Origin of the sequence: Nonomuraea glycinis (assembly GCF_014646515.1) — a bacterium.
GTDB lineage: Bacteria > Actinomycetota > Actinomycetes > Streptosporangiales > Streptosporangiaceae > Nonomuraea > Nonomuraea glycinis.
This window is the reverse complement of the sequence record NZ_BMNK01000029.1, coordinates 45,526-61,534: the sequence shown is the minus strand read 5'-3', so window position 1 is coordinate 61,534 and position 16,009 is coordinate 45,526. Positions and strand designations below refer to the sequence as shown.

Genomic DNA, 16,009 nt, shown 5'->3' with positions numbered 1-16,009 from the left:
CCTGCGCCAGACCCCAGTTGAACGCCACCCGCACCGCCCCGCAATGCGACGCCAGCGCGGCACCCTGGCGCGCGGTGGGGTCCAGCGCGAAACGGTAGGCCTGCACGACCCGCATGACCCGCCCCCTCCCTCGCTTATTCGAGAGTGTGTGCGAACGACTCTAACAGCATGGCTGCACAATGGGTAAGGCTTTGCACGCACATCGTGACGATGGAGAGATGAGGCGGGCAGCGCCGGCCAGACACGGCGCGAAGCCCCAGGCCCCGACAGTGCTCCTCCTGCCGTTCATCAACGCGCAGACCACTGAACCAACCCCGATCACCGCTCAACAGGCCGCGATCAGGCCAGAGGAAACCAGATGAAGTCTGAAGGACACTGAAGCAGACCACAGCAGTTACTAACCCCATCACCGAGTCGCCCCAGCCCTGCGTCGCCATGCGAGACCCGCCGCTGGGGTCAGGCCGCCGACGCTGTACCACCACTTCGGCGACAAGGCCGGTCTGCTGCACGCCGTGGTCGCCGACGGCTTCGAGCGTTTACCTGACCCGCAAACGGGCCGTAGGCACGACCGGCGATGTCGTCGCGGACTTCCGGCGCGGCTAGGACATGCATGTTGGGTTCGGCACCCATCCCGCGCTCTACAACGTCATGTACGGCCACCCCTTGGCCCACCAGGACGTTCCGGCGGTGGCCATGGCCCACGCCGACCTGGTGGCTTCGATGCGCGCGTTCGACGACGCCGGCCGTCTGCGGCACCCGGTCGAGGTGGCCGCCAACGCGCTGGAGACGGCGGCGGTGGGCGTGACGCTCCATCTGATCCGCGCGAACGGCACCGGGGAGGTGGTCGTGCGCGATGCCGTCATCGCTGCTGTCACCGGACCACCTCGCTCCTAGAGGTGGACCTCGTGCCGGACTACAAGATCCTGCACGACGCCGTCGCCGCCCAGCCAACCCAGCGGGCGCGCGTCGCGACCCCGTGGCCGGATGGCGGGGCGCCCGGCACGCACAACGCCGCCCGTCGCGAGCGGCGGGCGGCGTCGAGGGCGGGCGGTGAGGTCCGCCGGGAACCTAGTCGTTCAGGTGCTGGCGCAGGTAGGAGTCCACCTGGTCGAGGGCGATGCGCTGCTGGCTCATCGTGTCGCGCTCGCGGACCGTCACCGCCTGGTCCTCCAGGGTGTCGAAGTCCACCGTGATGCAGAACGGCGTGCCGATCTCGTCCTGGCGACGGTAGCGGCGGCCGATCGCGCCCGCGTCGTCGAACTCGACGTTCCAGCGCCTGCGCAGCTGGGCGGCCAGGTCGCGGGCCTTGGGCGACAGGTCGGCGTTGCGCGACAGCGGCAGCACGGCGGCCTTGACCGGGGCGAGCCGGTGGTCGAGCCGCATGACCGTGCGCTTCTCCATGACGCCCTTGGCGTTGGGCGCCTCGTCCTCGGTGTAGGCGTCGAGCAGGAAGGTGAGCGTGGCGCGGTCGACGCCGGCGGCGGGCTCGATGACGAACGGGACGTAACGCTCGCCGGTGTCCTGCTCGAAGAAGCTGAGGTCGACGCCCGACGCCTTGGAGTGGGCGGTCAGGTCGAAGTCGGTGCGGTTGGCGATGCCTTCGAGCTCACCCCACTCCGAGCCGGTGAAGTTGAAGCGGTATTCGACGTCGACCGTGCGCTTGGAGTAGTGCGACAGCTTCTCCTGCGGGTGCTCGTACAGGCGCAGGTTGTCCTTGTTGATGCCCAGGTCGGAGTACCAGCGGAAGCGCTCGTCGATCCAGTACTGGTGCCACTCCTCGTCGGTGCCGGGCTTGACGAAGAACTCCATCTCCATCTGCTCGAACTCGCGGGTGCGGAAGATGAAGTTGCCCGGCGTGATCTCGTTGCGGAAGGACTTGCCGACCTGGCCGATGCCGAACGGGACCTTCTTGCGCGCCGACTGCTGCACGTTGAGGTAGTTGATGAAGATGCCCTGCGCGGTCTCGGGGCGCAGGTAGGCCAGGCCGGACTCGTCCTCGACCGGGCCGAGGTAGGTCTTGAGCAGGCCGCTGAACTGCCTGGGCTCGGTGAAGGTGCCCTTGTTGCCGCAGTTGGGGCAGGTGATGTCGGCCAGGCCGTGCTCCGGCTGCTTGCCGTTCTTCTCCTCGTAGTGCTCGAGGAGGTGGTCGGCGCGGAAGCGCTTGTGGCAGGACTGGCACTCGGTCAGCGGGTCGGAGAAGGTCTCGACGTGGCCGCTGGCCTTCCACACCTCGGGCGCCAGGATGACGCAGGAGTCGAGGCCCACCACGTCCTCGCGGGCCTGGACCATCGACAGCCACCACTGCCGCTTGACGTTGTTCTTCAGCTCGACGCCCAGGGGTCCGTAGTCCCACGACGCGCGCAGTCCGCCGTAGATCTCGCTCGACGGGTAAACGAGCCCGCGGCGCTTGGCGAGGCTGACGATGGTGTCCATGACGTCTGTGCGTCGTGCCATGTTGGTGGATCTCTTTCCGGCTGGAGGTCGGCGAGGAACATTCGATGAAGCTCCCAGCTTAGGGGACTCTCGCGCGCCTCCGCGCGCGAGAGTCGCTACGCCCGGTCGCGCAGGTAGACGTCCTCGAAGGCGCTGGGTTCGTTGACCATAAGGATCATCAGGGGATACAGCTCCATCCGGGCGGCGGACAGGGCCCGGCGGTAGAAGCCGGCGCCCTCCCACTCGCTGACGAGCGCCCAGAGATTGGGCTCGTCGACCGACCTGGCGAGCCTGCCACGCAGGTAACCGGGCTGGGCGGCGAGGGTGTCGAGGATGGTGTGGCCCTGCTTGGCGAAATCTTGGGACTGGGACTCTGGAACGGTGTAACGGATCACGGCGAGCACGTTCACAGGATGTCAGACGGATCCACACCGACGGGGCGATTCGTTCGGCCGCTAGGCTCGGCCTCGTGGCCACCAACGACGACCGCCGCAAGCATCCGCTCGCCCAGCCGCGACCGGCCGAGAGCGGCAAACAGGCCGGCAGGCAGGGCGGCAAGCCGAAACGCCCGCTGCCGCCGGGCGAGCAGTTCTTCACGCCCGGGGCGACGGGGCTGCGTAAGGCCGTGGAGCAGCGCAGCGCCACGCCGCTGGCGTTCCTGTTCACGCAGGTGCCCAAGTGGGTGCCGCCCGCGGTGATGGTGGCCCTGCTGCTGACCGGGTTCGTGGTCACCAACTGGCTGGGCGGCGTGGCCGTGCTGCCGGTGCTGGCGTTCATCGTCTGGCTGGCCTACCTGTCGTGGCCGTCGCTCAAGGTCAGCGGCAAGCTGCTGCGGGTCGCCATGTCGACCTTCCTGGTGTTGGTGGTGGCGACCCGGTTCGGGTTGTTCTGACAGAGCCGGCCGAGACAGGGCCGGCCGACCGGGACAGGGCTGGCTGAGACGGGGGCTAGCCGAGTGGGCTTTCGGGCAGCAGCGTGTAGTGCGGGAAGTTGCCCGGCAGGCGCTCGCCGCCGGGGCCCTGGGTGGCGGCCCGCACGAGCAGCTCGCCGCCGACGAACGCGCCGCGCCATGAGGCGCCGAGCCCGCCGAACAGCTCCTCCCGGTCGCCCCTGGAGCGCGGCCGGTTGTGCCCGACCTTGAACGCCCGCACCTCGGGGGCGAGCCGGCCGAAGGTCTCCTCCTCGTCGCAGGACAGGGTGGCCACCAGCGCGCCGTTGCTGGCGTTCATCGCGGCCAGCAGCTCCGCCTCGGTGTCCACGAGCACGATCGTGTCGACCGGGCCGAACGGCTCGGCGTGGAACAGCGGTGAGGATCGGGGCGGGTTGAGCACCGCCACCGGCGGAACATACGCCGAAATATCCTGACCCGGCAGGAAATGTCCGTCAGCCAAGGACGCGCGGTGGATCGGCACCCCGCCCCTCGCCACCGCCTCGTCCACCTGGTCGGCCAGCTCCTTGGCCTTGGAGGCGTTGATCAGCGGCCCGAAGTCCAGCTCAGGCAGCGGATCGTCGGGCCGCGCGACCGCGAGCGGATGCCCGAAGCGCAACGACCCGACCGCCGCCAGATAGGCCCCGAGGAACTCGTGGAACAGCGACCGCTGCACCACGAACCGCGGATAGGCGGTGCAGCGCTGCTTGCCGTAGTCGAAGGAGGCCCGGATCTGCCGGCCGAGCGTCTGCCAGCCGGAGTATTCCCACACCCCCCACGCGTTCAGCCCCTCCTGCTCCAGGACGTGCCTGCGCTCCAGGTCGGCCAGCGAGGTCGCGACGTTCGCGCCCGCGTCCCTGCCGCCCACGAACGACACGCAGCCCAGCGCCCGCCCCGCCACCAGCACCGGCGACAGCTCGGCCCCTCCCCCACTGACCAGCGTGAAGGGCAGCCCCTCCCGTACGGCCAGCGCGGTGGCGAGCGTCAGGCAGCACAGTCCGCCGTCGGTGGGCGTCTTGGCGATGACCGCGTTGCCGGCCAGCGCCTGCACGAGCATGGCGTGCATGAGGACGCTCATCGGATAGTTCCAGCTGGCGATGTTGCTGACCGGCCCCGGCAGCGGCGTGCGGCCTTCGACCATGCGGTCGATCTCGGTGAGATACCAGCGCACGCCGTCCAGGCACCGATCGACGTCGGCGCAGGCGGTCCGCCACGGCTTGCCGATCTCCCAGACCAGCAGCAGGGCCAGCAGGTCGCGGTGGGCGGCCATCGACTCCACCGCCGCGGCGACCCGCGCCTTGCGCTCGGCCAGGGGCAGGTGCCGCCACTGCCGGTGCTCCTCGACCGCGCCCGCCACGGCCCGGCCCGCGCCGGCCCGGTCCAGCCGGGGCGGCCCGGCGATGGCGGTGCCGTCCAGCGGCGAGAAGACCGGCGCGGGCCGCCCGTCCCGCTGCCAGAACCCACCCCAGTGGTTGAGCACCCGGTCGTCGTGGAACGCCTCGGGCGCCGCCGCACGGCATCCCGCGTAGGCGTCCTGCCAGGCTGTTCCCGGTTTGAGTCGCATGTGATCTCCTCAGTCGGACCAGTCGACGCTGATGAGCTCGGGCAGCGGCTCGAACTCCTTGATCGCCTCCAGCGAGGGCCCCATGGCGGCGTTGGCCTCGCGCTCCACCATCACCTCGACGAGCACCGGCAGTCGCTCGCGTTCGGCCTCGGCCGACGCCCAGGCCAGCGCGTCGGCGAGGTCACCGGGCACCTCCACCCGGCGCGCCGGGCAGCCGAACGCCTCCATCGCCTTGACATGATCGATCCCGCCCTCTCCGTAGTGCAGGTCCACCGCGAAGTTCATCTCGTACGGAAGCTCGGCCTGTCTGATCAGCCCCAGATACTCGTTGTTGATCATCACGATGACGAACGGGATGCGGTACTGGGCGGCCACCGCGATCTCCTCCATCAGGAACTGGAAGGAGTAGTCGCCCACCACCACCACGACGTCCCGCTCGGGATAGGCGCACTTGACGCCCAGCGCGGCGGGGATCTCCCAGCCGAGCGGCCCGGCCTGGCCGCAGACCAGGTAGCGCCGCGGCAGGTAGGTCGTCTGGAACTGGCCGGACCAGATCTGGTAGAGGCCGATCGCGGTGACGAACGTGGTGTCCCTGCCGAAGTGCTCGTTGATCTCCTTGAACACCCTCGGCGGCTTGATCGGCACGTCGTCGAAGTCGTCCCGGCGCGCCATCGTGCGGCGCAGCTCCCCGACCTTGCGCACCCACTTGCCGGGGGCGCCGGCCGGGCCCCGGTCGCGGGCCTGCCGGGCCAGCTCCGCCAGCACCGGCTTGGCGTGCCCGACGACGCCCAGGTCCGGCTCGAAGACCCGGCCGATCTGGGTCGGCTCGACGTCCACGTGGATGAAGCGGCGGCCCCTGCGGTAGACGTCGAGGTCGCCGGTGTGCCGGTCGCCGAAGCGCGCGCCCACGGCCAGGACGAGGTCGCTGTCCAGGAACGCGGCGTTGCCCCACCGGGTCTGGGTCTGGATCCCGGCCATCCCGGCGAACAGCGGATGATCCTCGGGGAAGGCGCCCTTGCCCATGAGCGTCACCTGCACGGGCACCTGGAGGTGCTCGGCCAGCTCGCGCAGCTCCTCGGTGGCCTCGGCGATGATCACCCCGCCGCCGGCCAGGATGATCGGCCGTTTCGCCGCGGTGAGCAGGTCCACGGCCCGGCTCACCACCTGGGGCAGCGGCCGGCGTACCTCGACGGGCAGCGGCGCGTCCAGCTCGGGGTCGTACAGGCAGGTGCCTCGCTGCACGTCGATCGGCAGGTCGATGAGCACCGGCCCCGGCCGGCCCGAGCGCGCCACCCGGAACGCCTCGCGGAACACCCAGGGCGCCTGGGCGGGCTCCTTGAGCTGCACCGCCCACTTGGTCACCGGTTTGGCGATCTCCACGATGTCGACCGCCTGGAACGCCTCCTGGTGCAGCTTGGTCGTGACGGCCTGGCCGGTGACGCAGATCATCGGGATCGAGTCGGCCATCGCGGTGTAGAGGCCGGTGATCATGTTGGTGCCGGCCGGTCCTGAGGTGCCGACGCAGACGCCGACGTTGCCGGTCACCCGGGACCAGCCGTCGGCCGCGTGCGTGCCGCCCTCTTCGTGGCGGACCGTGATGTGCCGGATCGAGCTGTGCTGGAGCGCCGCGTAGAACGGCAGGATGGCGGCCCCGGGGATGCCGAAGACGGTGTCCACCCCCTCCGACTCCAGCACCGCGACCACGGCCTCCATGCAGGGAACACGTTTCATGCGTTCAGCCTTTCGATCACCTTGAGCAGTGCGGAGTGGTCGAGTGAGCCGTGGCCCTGGGCTCTGGCCGCCGCGACGAGCTGGGCGACCTGGCCGGTGAGCGGCAGCGCGACGCCGGCCTCGCGGGCGGCGGCGACGGCGATGCCCATGTCCTTGTGATGCAGGTCGATGCGGAAGCCGGGGGCGAACTCGCGGGCGATCATGGTGTGCCGTTTGAGGTCGAGGATCCTGGAGCCCGCCAGGCCGCCCGCGAGCACGTCCAGGCCGGCCACCGGGTCCACGCCCGAGGCCTCCAGCAGCACGATCGCCTCGGCCACCAGGCCGTAGATGCCGCCGACGACGAGCTGGTTGGCCGCCTTCACGGTCTGCCCCGCGCCCGAGGGGCCGACGTGCACGATCGTGCTGCCGAGCGCTTCGAGCACCGGCCTGGCCGCCTCGACGTCCTCGGCCGCTCCGCCGACCATGATCGACAGGGTCCGGTCGATCGCGCCGCGCTCCCCGCCGCTGACCGGGGCGTCCAGCGCGCGGATGCCCCGCCCGGCCGCCAGCCGCGCGGCCCAGCGTGAGGTCTCCGGCCTGATCGTGCTCATGTCCAGGTAGAGCAGGCCGGGGCCGCCGTGCTCGACGACGTCCGGCGCGACCTGCTCGACCTGCGGCGAGTCGGGCAGCATGGTGATCACCACGTCCGCGCCGGCGACCGCCTCGGCCACGCCGGCGGCGCCCTTGCCGCCGATGGACGCGAGCTGCGCGACCCGCTCGGCGCTCACGTCGTAGCCAGTGACCTCGTGCCCGGCCTTGACGAGGTTGGCCGCCATCGGGCTGCCCATGATCCCCAGACCGACGAAACCGAGTCTGATTCCTGAGCTCATGGCCGCCTCCAAGCGAACGCTCCCGGCCCCTCGTGCCGGTACTCCAGCCCGACGTGCCCCCGATAGCCCGCGGCCGCCAGCCGCGAGAAGATCTCCTGGTACGGCATCCGCCCGCTGCCGGGCCGGCCCCGGCCGGGGTCGTCGGCGATCTGCACGTGGGCGAACCGGCCGGCGTGCGTGTCGATGAGGGCGAGCACGTCCTCGCCCATCCGGTGCAGGTGGTAGAGGTCGGCCAGGAAGCCGACGTTCGCCCGGTCCACCTCGTCGATCAGGGCGAAGGCCGCGCCGGAGGAGGTGATGGGATAGTGCGGGTTGTCGTGGGAGTTGACGGCCTCGACGACCACGGTCGCGCCGATCCCGGCCGCCGCGTCCGCCGCCCGCCTCAGGTTCGCCACGGCCAGGTCCCTGTCCACCTCCGGGCCGTTGCCGTACAGCGCGTTGAGCACCGTGCAGCCCAGCACGCCCGCCAGGGCCACCGCGACGTCGATGTTGGCCTGGAACCTGGCCGAGCCGTCCGGCCTGGCCAGCAGCCCGCGATCACCCGCGGCCATGTCGCCGGCGTAGAAGTTCAGCCCGACGAGGGCGACCCCGGCGTCCCGCAGGGCGGTGACGAACGCGCGCAGCTCGGCCTCGTCGGGCTCCGGCGTGTCGAACGGCCACCACAGCTCCACCGCGTCGAACCCGGCCTTGGCGGCGGCGGCCGGCCGCTCCAGCAGGGGCAGGTCGGTGAACAGGATCGAGAGGTTGACGTCGAATCTCATGCCGCCGCCCGGTCCAGAGCCGAGCGCATCAGCCTGGCCGTCTCCGAGGGGGTCCGCCCGACCCGGACGCCGACCGCCTCCAGCGCCTCCTTCTTGGCCTGGGCGGTGCCGGACGAGCCGGACACGATCGCGCCCGCGTGGCCCATGGTCTTGCCCTCCGGCGCGGTGAACCCGGCCACATAGGCGACGACCGGCTTGGTGACGTGCCGCTCGATGTAGGCGGCGGCCCGCTCCTCGGCGTCGCCGCCGATCTCGCCGATCATCACGATCGCGTCCGTCCCGGGGTCCTCCTGGAAGGCCTGGAGGCAGTCGATGTGCGTGGTGCCGATGACGGGGTCGCCGCCGATCCCGACGGCCGTGGAGAAGCCCACGTCGCGCAGCTCGTACATGAGCTGGTACGTCAGCGTGCCGGACTTGGAGACCAGCCCGATGCGCCCGGCGGCGGTGATGTCGGCGGGGATGATGCCGGCCGACGACTGGCCGGGGCTGATCAGTCCGGGGCAGTTCGGGCCGATGATCCTGGTACGTCCGGCGGCGAGCGCGCGGAAGCGGACCGCGTCGTGCACGGGCACGCCCTCGGTGATGACCACGCACAGCGGGATGCCCGCCGTGACGGCCTCCTCGACGGCGGAGCCGGTGAAACGCGGCGGCACGAACACCACCGACACGTCGGCCCCGGTCTCGGCCATCGCCTCGGCCACCGAGCCGAACACGGGCACCGCGCGCTCGCCGAAGTCGACCGAGCGCCCGCCTTTGCCCGGCGTCACCCCGGCCACCACCTCGGTGCCGGCCGCGAGCATCCGGGCGGTGTGCCGGCTGCCCTCCGCGCCCGTCATGCCCTGGACGAGCACCCGGCTGTCCTTGGTCAGGAAGATCGCCATTACACACCTGCCGCGAGTCTGGCCGCCGTCTCGGCGGCGCCGTCCATGGTGGAGACCTGGCGGACGACCGGGTGCCTGGCGTCGCTGAGGATGCGCCGCCCGACCTCGGCGTTGTTGCCGTCCAGCCGTACGACGATGGGCCTGGCCAGGCCGCGCTCGCCGAGCAGTTCGAGTGCGGTGACGATGCCGTTGGCCACCGCGTCGCAGGTCGTGATGCCGCCGAAGACGTTGACCAGCACCGAGCGCACGTCCGGGTCGGCCAGGATGATCTCCAGGCCGTCGGCCATGACCTGGGCCGACGCGCCGCCGCCGATGTCCAGGAAGTTCGCCGGGGCCGCGCCCGCTCCGGCGACCACGTCCAGCGTGCTCATGACCAGCCCGGCGCCGTTGCCGATGACGCCGACCCGGCCGTCGAGCTTCACATAGTTGAGGCCCTTGGCCCTGGCCTGTTCCTCCAGACCTGCGGAAGCCTCCGTGTAGGCCCAGGAGTGCCGGAAGGCGGCGGCGTCGTCCAGGGTGACCTTGCCGTCGAGGGCCACGATCCGCTGGTCGGTGGTGCAGATCAGCGGGTTCACCTCGACGAGCAGGGCGTCTTCCTCGATCATCACCTGCCAGAGCCGCTCCAGGACCGGCGCCGCCGCGTCCGGCAGGCCCGCCTTGGCCGCGAGCAGGCGCGCGGTGTCGGCGTCCACGCCCGTCACCGGGTCGATCGGCAGCCGCACGATGGCGTCGGGGTCGGTCTCCGCCAGCTCCTCGATCTCCATGCCGCCCTGGGCGGACACCATGGCCAGGAAGCCGCCCTGCGCGCGATCCACCAGGAAGGCCGCGTAGTACTCCTCGAAGGGCACGGTCGCCGCCTCGACCAGCACCGTGCGCACCAGGTGTCCCTTGATGTCCATCCCCAGCACGCCGGCGGCCTCCTCCTCGGCGCTCGCCGGTCCGGCCGCCGCCTTGATCCCGCCCGCCTTGCCCCGGCCACCGGTCTTCACCTGGGCTTTGATCACGACGGGCACGCCCAGCTCGGCCGCGACCGCCTTGGCCTCCTCCGGGGTGGCCGCGACTCTGCCCGGCGGGATCGGGATCCCGTGGCGGCCGAAGAGCTCCTTCGCCTGATGTTCGTACAGGTCCATTTGAGCCTCCTTTGTAGACGGTATACCGTATGGAATATCCTTCGTCTAGGGTCTCGACAGTGGGCTGGTTTCTGTATATTCCATACAGTATGGAGAATGCAGAAGTGGTCAGGGACTGGCGCGGACGGTCCTACCTCATCGGCCCCGTCCCCCGCGACCGCACCCGGATGCTCTGGCTCGCGCTGGCGGCCATGGCCGCCATCAGCCCTCTCCAGTACGGCTTCGCCGCGCTGCTGGCCGGCGACGCCCCCGGCCTGTTCCTGCTGGCCGCCTGCCTGCTCTGCCAGGCCGCCGGCGCCCTGCCGGCCATCCAGCTCGTACGCCGCGGCCGGCTCTCGGTCCGCGCCACCCTGACCATCGGCGCCGCCTTGAGCACCATCGGCCTCCTGACCATCGCCCTGACCGGCGGCCCGACCGCCGCTGCGGCCAGTGCTTGGCCTGGCGGTTCGATCGGCACGGGGCCCGCCCTCCTGCTCGGTTACGCCGTGCTCGGCGGGCTCGGGGCGGGGATCGTGTACGGGGTCTGCAGCGAGGTCGTCTCCTCCTGGTATCCCGAACGGCCGGCCGCCCAGGTCAGCCTGGTGACCGGCGCCTTCGGCTACGGCGCGGTGCCCATGCTGGTGTGGGCCGGGCCGGCGCCGGGCGCGACGCCCACCGCCTTCCTCGTGGCCGCGGTGTTCGCCGTGGCCGCCATCGGGGCGGCGGCCAGGGCGCTGCGACTGGCCCCGCACCGGTGGTGGCCGGACACCGTGGAGCCGCGCTCGCACGCGCTGGACGCGGCGATCCTGCGCAGGAACCCGGTGGCGGTCAAGCAGTTCGGCCTGGCCCAGGCCCTGCGCACGCGCGCGCTGCCCGCGCTCGCGGTGATCCTGGCCTGCGCGGGAGCCGTGTCGCTGTTCGACGTGATCGCGGTGGCGGCCACCGGCTCGTGGGCCGCGCTCGCCGTCATGGTGGCGCTCAACGGCGCGGGCCGGTCGCTGGCCGTGCGCTGCTCGGAGCTGTTCGGCCGCAGGCGGGTGCTCGCCACCGTGCTGACCGTCCTCGCCGCCGGCCAGGTCCTCCTGCTGGCTGCCCTGCAGGCGGGTCAGCCGCTGCTGTGGCCCGGCGTCATCGCCGCCGGGCTGGGCGGGGGCGCGTTCTACCCGCTCGTCGCCAGCCTGGTGCGGGAGTTCTTCGGCGTCGAGCGCGTCGGCGAGATCCACGCCGTGGTCCACAGCGCGAAGGCGGTGGCCGGGGTGGCGGCCGTCGCCCTGGCTCTGCTGTCGCTGACCGCGCCCGCCACGGCGCTGCTGGTGGCCGCCGCGCTGGCGGCGCTGCCCGCGCTGGCCACCCTGCGCCTGCGGGCCCCCGGCCTGCCGGCCACCATCCCCGTGTGATCTGCCCGCCCCCAGCCGACCGGCCGGCCACCATCCCCGTGTGTGATCTGCCCGCCCCCAGCCGACCGGCCGGCCACCATCCCCGTGTGTGATCTGCCCGCCCCCAGCCGGCCGGCCGGCCGGCATCCCCGGTGCGACCTGCCCGCACCGAGGGTCGCAGCCTGTGAGGTAGCTCTCTGTGAGGAGGCTCACCCCAGGATGTGGCGCCCTGGGCGGTATGCTGTAGGCAGTCGACCAAAACCAATGAGATGCGCTTAGTCCTGGAGTCTGTCATGTTGCTGTCGGATCAGGCCGGTCAGACGGCGGCCACCAAGATTCCCCGTCCCGCCACGCTCCGTGAGAGCGTGATCGAGGCGATTCAGGAGCTCATCGTCTCCGGCCAGCTCAAGCCCGGCCAGCACCTCGTGGAGAGCGAGCTGGCCGAGCTGCTCGGGGTCTCCCGGCAGCCTGTGCGCGAGGCGCTGCAGCAGCTCAGCGGTGAGGGCTGGGTCGATCTGCACCCCGGCCAGGGCGCTTTCGTGCATGTGCCGACGGTGGAGGAGGCCGACCAGTTGCTCGCCGTACGCGCGCTGCTGGAGACCGAGTCCGCCCGGCTCGCCGCGCTGCACGCGGGCGAGGACGGCGTGCGCCGGCTGCGCGCGCTGTGCGCGCGGGGCATCGCGGCGGTGGAGTCCGACGACGTCGAGGCCGCCGTCGCCACCAACTCGGAGCTGCACGCCGTGGTCACCGCGCTGTCGGGCAACCAGGTGCTGGCCGAGCTGGCCAGCCAGGTGGCCCGCCGGGTGCGGTGGTATCACACGCCCGTGGCCCGGCGGCGCGGCATGGACTCCTGGCAGGAGCACACGGCCCTGATCGACGCCATCGAGGCGGGCGACGAGGACCGCGCGGCCCAGATCATGCGCGAGCACACCGAGCACACCCGCGCCTCCTACATGGAGCAGCGCGGCAGTCAGCCGGTCGAGCCCGCGCCCAAGCCCGTACGGCGGCGGCGACCCCGCACATCGCCTACAGATTGAGCCCACGGTTTGAGCCCACGATTGACTCGGCGTTCACGTAAGGACGCTTGTCCCGTAACACCACGGGCAGAGGATCGAACAGAAAGGAGGTGCGACGATGAAGAGCGCGCTTGTCCGCTTTCTCCTTGGAGATACCCCCGGACATTCCGCCGACGGCCGGAGGATCGGCATCGGCCTGGCCACCGCGCTGCGCAAGCAGCACTCCGCCGAGCAGGCGGAGCACTACATGACCCAGTGGGTCGCGGAGCGTGACATGCACAAGAGCACGCGCGACTGACCGAGATGCCGCGCACAGGGGTGGTCGCTCCCCGCGCGCGGCAGATTCAGCGCTCCACCGAATCCGATCTCTCCGGCTCCGCCGCCTCCGTGACCTCGGCGGCCTTGGCGTCCCGAGCCGATTTGAGCAGGCTCAGCACCGTGGTCACCGCGAGGGTGCCGACGATGACGCCGAGAGACGCCAGGATCGGGATCTGCGGCGCCCAGGAGACGCCGTCGTGGTGCAGGGCTTCGAGAATGAGCTTCACCCCGATGAAGGCCAGCACCACCGACAGGCCCTTGCTCAGGTAGACCAGCCGGTCGAGCAGGCCGCCGATGAGGAAGAACAGCTGGCGCAGCCCCATGAGGGCGAAGGCGTTGGCGGTGAAGACCAGGTAGGGCTCCTTGGTGAGTCCGAAGATCGCCGGGATCGAATCGAGCGCGAACAGCAGGTCGGTGGTGCCGATGGCGACCATCACGATCAGCATCGGCGTCACCATCCTGCGCCCGAGATGCACGGTGAGCCGGCCGCCGTGGTAGGTGTCGGTGGTGGGCAGCACCCGGCGCACGGTGCGCAGGGCGATGTTCTCGGAGAACTCCGCCTCCTCCTCTTCGTGCCCGATCAGCTTCCACGCCGTGTAGATCAGGAAGGCGCCGAAGACGTAGAAGAGCCAGTCGAACCTGGTCACCGCCTCGGCGCCGGCGGCGATGAAGGCGCCCCGCATGACCAGCGCCAGGATGATGCCGATGAGCAGCACCTTCTGGCGATGCTCGCGGGGCACCCGGAAACGGCTCATGATCAGCAGGAAGACGAAAAGGTTGTCCACGCTGAGGGAATACTCGGTGATCCAGCCGGCGAAGAACTCGCCACCGTGCTGCGCGCCCGACACGACCAGCAGCCCGATCCCGAAGACCCCCGCCAGGGCGACGTACAGCGACACCCAGCACACGCACTCCCTGAAGGAGGGCTCGCGCGGGTTGCGGGCCACCAGGTAGAAGTCCAGGGCCAGCACGAGGCCGAACCCGCCGATCGTGGCGAGCCAGATCCAGGCGGGCACATTCATCGGCGCGCTCCCTTCTCCGACCTCGGTTGCGAGGCCTGGGCTTGACGGATGTACAGGGCGAGCAGCGCCTCGGCGCGGGGGTTGCCCTCGGCGTGCCGCAGCAGCCAGTGCGGCATCATCCGCTCGTGCAACCACAGGAAGCCGATCGCGAAGCCGAGGCTCACCATCAGCTGGTAGGCGAGGAAGGGGAGCACGCCGTCGGCCAGGCCGACCCCGGTCAGGCTCTCCTGCACCAGCCGGGACAGCGGGAAGCCCGCCATCCAGTAGAGGCCGACGGGCCCGAAGGTCCCCGGCCGGAAGATCCCGCGACCGAGCAGGATGCCGTACAGACCGCCGAAGAGGGCGAGGGGGACGGCGAGCGTCAGGGCCGACTGCGCCGCCAGGCCGGCGGGCTGCCCTGCGAGGAGGGTCAGCCCACCGGCGATGGCGCCGGCTCCGGCTCCGATCGACGCCCCGGGCAGGGCGAGTTCGAGGCTTTGCCGTTGGATCATCAGCCCACGACCACACCGAAGGCGAACAGGCTGTAGAACAGCATGCCGAGGTAGAAGAACGCGCCAAATCCGATGATCAGGTTCGTCCACCATTTCGGTCTGATCGGTTTGGGCAGCATGCGGTTGTTCACCAGCAGCAGCGTCACGCAGTACGCGCCCATCGCGAAGGTCGACAGGAACGCCAGCGTGTCCAGGATCCCGCTGGGCCCGTCGGCCGGGCCGAACAGCAGGATCAGGATGCCGAAGATGATGACTCCCCACAGGAAGCCCGCGTACAGGTGGGACATGCGCAGCTTCTTCGCGCCCTTCACGAAGTTGTACGTCATGTCGGCCTGGCCGCGTGAGAAGGAGTCGAACAGCCCGAGCGTGGCGTTCAGGCCGATCAGCGCGATGAACCCGAGGAAGATCACGCCGAGGGCCGAGCTGCCGGCCGAGGAGACGGCGTCGGCCATGGCGGTGAGCGCCACCTCCCGGTCGTCACCCTGGATGGCCGTACGGACCGCGGGGTTCTGCCGCACCGCCGCCTGGGCGATCACCGTGAAGGAGATCGTGACCAGCATGGTGATGCCCCAGAACAGGAGTAAGGCGTCGAAGGTGACCCAGCGCCGCCAGCCCTTCCACTTGGCCATCTCCGCGGGGTCGTCGGTGTCGAACATGAAGCCCCGCGAGGGCATGGCCTCTTCCTCGCCCGCGTGCCGCAGGCCGCGCACCTTCGGGATGTGCGCGCCCATGCCGGCGCCGGCGGCCCGCAGGTGCAGCGTGTACCACATCTGCTGCATGCCGGACGGTCCGGCGAACGCGCACGCCCCGACGATGACCGGGAACCACGCCGCCGTCATGGCCTCGGCCGGCAGGTAGCCGAAGGAGAACATGCCGGTGATCGTGGTGACCACGTCGCTCCAGGTGCCGACCATGGCGGCCACCACCGCGGTGCCGATCACGAGCGTGCCGATGAGCAGCGACAGCACGCTCTCCAGCAGGTTGTAGATCACCTTGGCGAAGCTGAAGACCACGCCGACCAGGATGAGTCCCGCGATGGCGGTCACCATCCAGGGGATCCCGGAGATCTGCTCCAGCGCCGCCGCGCCCGCGGACAGGTGCCCCGGCCAGATGTAGACGGCCATCGCGACGATGAAGAAGAACCACATGAGCGGCTTGAACACCCGGGCCGCGCCGGAGAAGATGCTCTCCCCGGTGGCCATGGCGTAGCGCGCCATCTCCAGCATGACGACGGCCTGCAGGGTCACGCCGATCAGGAACAGCCACCTGATCTCCGGCCCGAACAGCAGAACCAGCCGGGGCCACATGTAGGACTCGCCCATCCCGACGCCCAGGGCAACGAGGAAGACGGTGGGCCCCAGGATGTGCACCGAGGGAGGCGCTTCGGGAAGTTTTCGGATGGGCATCGGCTCAAGCCGGCCCGCTTTCCATACTCGTTCATCCTCGACCGGTGGCGCTGACGCCGCCGGTGTGTTCGATGTGTCCACGTACGGACCTCCTGGGGGGTTGT

General features: G+C 70.7%; 17 protein-coding genes and 1 pseudogene. 6 read left to right on the top strand and 12 right to left on the bottom strand.

What is annotated here, in order from left to right:
- The coding region (locus IEY87_RS44610; protein ID WP_189144980.1) for a helix-turn-helix domain-containing protein at positions 1-115 on the bottom strand (115 nt) is incomplete at its 3' end.
- Between the two features lie 310 nt (positions 116-425).
- Between IEY87_RS44610 and IEY87_RS47395 the strand changes: the two are divergent.
- Together IEY87_RS47395 and IEY87_RS44600 are read left to right on the top strand one after the other, a co-directional pair.
- Positions 426-509, top strand: a pseudogene (locus IEY87_RS47395) (TetR family transcriptional regulator); the annotation flags it as partial.
- A 97-nt stretch (positions 510-606) separates the two neighbouring features.
- On the top strand, positions 607-894 hold the full coding sequence (locus IEY87_RS44600) for a hypothetical protein (RefSeq protein WP_189144979.1): 288 nt from the start codon (positions 607-609) through the stop codon (positions 892-894).
- A gap of 174 nt (positions 895-1,068) precedes the next feature.
- On the opposite strand, the gene IEY87_RS44595 is transcribed toward IEY87_RS44600, so the two are convergent.
- The gene (locus tag IEY87_RS44595) at positions 1,069-2,454 is read right to left on the bottom strand and encodes a glycine--tRNA ligase (RefSeq protein WP_189144978.1); all 1,386 of its coding nucleotides are present in this window, start codon (positions 2,452-2,454) and stop codon (positions 1,069-1,071) included.
- A 95-nt stretch (positions 2,455-2,549) separates the two neighbouring features.
- A complete protein-coding gene (locus tag IEY87_RS44590) occupies positions 2,550-2,837 on the bottom strand; it encodes an antibiotic biosynthesis monooxygenase family protein (RefSeq protein WP_189144977.1) in 288 nt (95 codons plus the stop codon).
- A gap of 65 nt (positions 2,838-2,902) precedes the next feature.
- Between IEY87_RS44590 and IEY87_RS44585 the strand changes: the two genes are divergently transcribed.
- Positions 2,903-3,325, top strand: a complete 423-nt coding sequence (locus tag IEY87_RS44585; protein ID WP_189144976.1) for a DUF6703 family protein — start codon at positions 2,903-2,905, stop codon at positions 3,323-3,325.
- A gap of 55 nt (positions 3,326-3,380) precedes the next feature.
- Here IEY87_RS44585 and IEY87_RS44580 read toward each other — a convergent pair whose 3' ends face one another.
- The 6 genes from IEY87_RS44580 to sucC are packed head-to-tail and all read right to left on the bottom strand — an operon-like array spanning position 3,381 to position 10,297.
- Complete coding sequence (locus IEY87_RS44580; RefSeq protein ID WP_189144975.1) at positions 3,381-4,925, bottom strand: aldehyde dehydrogenase family protein; 1,545 nt, start codon at positions 4,923-4,925, stop codon at positions 3,381-3,383.
- Positions 4,926-4,934: 9 nt separating this feature from the next.
- Complete coding sequence (gene gcl / locus IEY87_RS44575; protein ID WP_189144974.1) at positions 4,935-6,656, bottom strand: glyoxylate carboligase; 1,722 nt, start codon at positions 6,654-6,656, stop codon at positions 4,935-4,937.
- Entirely contained in the window at positions 6,653-7,525 is an 873-nt protein-coding gene (locus IEY87_RS44570; RefSeq protein ID WP_189144973.1) for an NAD(P)-dependent oxidoreductase, read from the bottom strand. The genes gcl and IEY87_RS44570 overlap by 4 nt, the downstream gene beginning before the upstream one ends.
- Positions 7,522-8,286: a hydroxypyruvate isomerase family protein gene (locus IEY87_RS44565; protein WP_189144972.1), complete on the bottom strand. Its 765-nt coding sequence runs from the start codon at positions 8,284-8,286 to the stop codon at positions 7,522-7,524. The genes IEY87_RS44570 and IEY87_RS44565 overlap by 4 nt, the downstream gene beginning before the upstream one ends.
- Positions 8,283-9,167 carry a succinate--CoA ligase subunit alpha gene (gene sucD / locus IEY87_RS44560; protein ID WP_189144971.1) on the bottom strand — a complete coding sequence of 295 codons (885 nt, stop codon included), beginning with the start codon at positions 9,165-9,167 and terminating at the stop codon, positions 8,283-8,285. Before sucD ends, IEY87_RS44565 begins: the two co-directional genes overlap by 4 nt.
- Positions 9,167-10,297 carry an ADP-forming succinate--CoA ligase subunit beta gene (gene sucC, locus IEY87_RS44555; protein WP_189144970.1) on the bottom strand — a complete coding sequence of 377 codons (1,131 nt, stop codon included), beginning with the start codon at positions 10,295-10,297 and terminating at the stop codon, positions 9,167-9,169. The genes sucD and sucC overlap by 1 nt, the downstream gene beginning before the upstream one ends.
- Positions 10,298-10,386: 89 nt before the next feature.
- Here sucC and IEY87_RS44550 point away from each other — a divergent pair, with 89 nt between their 5' ends.
- From IEY87_RS44550 to IEY87_RS44540, 3 genes are all read left to right on the top strand, one after another.
- Entirely contained in the window at positions 10,387-11,673 is a 1,287-nt protein-coding gene (locus IEY87_RS44550; RefSeq protein ID WP_189144969.1) for an MFS transporter, read from the top strand.
- Between the two features lie 272 nt (positions 11,674-11,945).
- Positions 11,946-12,689: a GntR family transcriptional regulator gene (locus IEY87_RS44545; protein ID WP_189144968.1), complete on the top strand. Its 744-nt coding sequence runs from the start codon at positions 11,946-11,948 to the stop codon at positions 12,687-12,689.
- 97 nt (positions 12,690-12,786) lie between these two features.
- Positions 12,787-12,966 carry a hypothetical protein gene (locus tag IEY87_RS44540; protein WP_189144967.1) on the top strand — a complete coding sequence of 60 codons (180 nt, stop codon included), beginning with the start codon at positions 12,787-12,789 and terminating at the stop codon, positions 12,964-12,966.
- A 46-nt stretch (positions 12,967-13,012) separates the two neighbouring features.
- Here the strand turns inward: IEY87_RS44540 and IEY87_RS44535 are convergent, their stop codons facing one another.
- Genes IEY87_RS44535 through IEY87_RS44525 form a run of 3 tightly spaced genes read right to left on the bottom strand, consistent with a single transcriptional unit; the run spans position 13,013 to position 15,905 of the window.
- Entirely contained in the window at positions 13,013-14,008 is a 996-nt protein-coding gene (locus IEY87_RS44535) for a TerC family protein (protein ID WP_189144966.1), read from the bottom strand.
- Complete coding sequence (locus IEY87_RS44530; RefSeq protein WP_189144965.1) at positions 14,005-14,499, bottom strand: hypothetical protein; 495 nt, start codon at positions 14,497-14,499, stop codon at positions 14,005-14,007. Before IEY87_RS44530 ends, IEY87_RS44535 begins: the two co-directional genes overlap by 4 nt.
- Positions 14,499-15,905, bottom strand: coding sequence for an Nramp family divalent metal transporter (locus IEY87_RS44525; protein WP_189144964.1), 1,407 nt, complete (start codon positions 15,903-15,905; stop codon positions 14,499-14,501). The genes IEY87_RS44530 and IEY87_RS44525 overlap by 1 nt, the downstream gene beginning before the upstream one ends.
- Between the last annotated feature and the right edge of the window lie 104 nt (positions 15,906-16,009).

Coding starts and splice junctions, on each gene's coding strand:
- IEY87_RS44550 (WP_189144969.1), top strand. CDS start 10,387: ATGGAGAATGCAGAAGTGGTCAGGGACTGGCGCGGACGGTCCTACCTC.
- IEY87_RS44535 (WP_189144966.1), bottom strand. CDS start 14,008: ATGAATGTGCCCGCCTGGATCTGGCTCGCCACGATCGGCGGGTTCGGC.
- IEY87_RS44580 (WP_189144975.1), bottom strand. CDS start 4,925: ATGCGACTCAAACCGGGAACAGCCTGGCAGGACGCCTACGCGGGATGC.
- IEY87_RS44595 (WP_189144978.1), bottom strand. CDS start 2,454: ATGGCACGACGCACAGACGTCATGGACACCATCGTCAGCCTCGCCAAG.
- IEY87_RS44530 (WP_189144965.1), bottom strand. CDS start 14,499: ATGATCCAACGGCAAAGCCTCGAACTCGCCCTGCCCGGGGCGTCGATC.
- IEY87_RS44570 (WP_189144973.1), bottom strand. CDS start 7,525: ATGAGCTCAGGAATCAGACTCGGTTTCGTCGGTCTGGGGATCATGGGC.
- IEY87_RS44545 (WP_189144968.1), top strand. CDS start 11,946: ATGTTGCTGTCGGATCAGGCCGGTCAGACGGCGGCCACCAAGATTCCC.
- gcl (WP_189144974.1), bottom strand. CDS start 6,656: ATGAAACGTGTTCCCTGCATGGAGGCCGTGGTCGCGGTGCTGGAGTCG.
- sucC (WP_189144970.1), bottom strand. CDS start 10,297: ATGGACCTGTACGAACATCAGGCGAAGGAGCTCTTCGGCCGCCACGGG.
- IEY87_RS44540 (WP_189144967.1), top strand. CDS start 12,787: ATGAAGAGCGCGCTTGTCCGCTTTCTCCTTGGAGATACCCCCGGACAT.
- sucD (WP_189144971.1), bottom strand. CDS start 9,167: ATGGCGATCTTCCTGACCAAGGACAGCCGGGTGCTCGTCCAGGGCATG.
- IEY87_RS44600 (WP_189144979.1), top strand. CDS start 607: ATGCATGTTGGGTTCGGCACCCATCCCGCGCTCTACAACGTCATGTAC.
- IEY87_RS44565 (WP_189144972.1), bottom strand. CDS start 8,286: ATGAGATTCGACGTCAACCTCTCGATCCTGTTCACCGACCTGCCCCTG.
- IEY87_RS44525 (WP_189144964.1), bottom strand. CDS start 15,905: ATGCCCATCCGAAAACTTCCCGAAGCGCCTCCCTCGGTGCACATCCTG.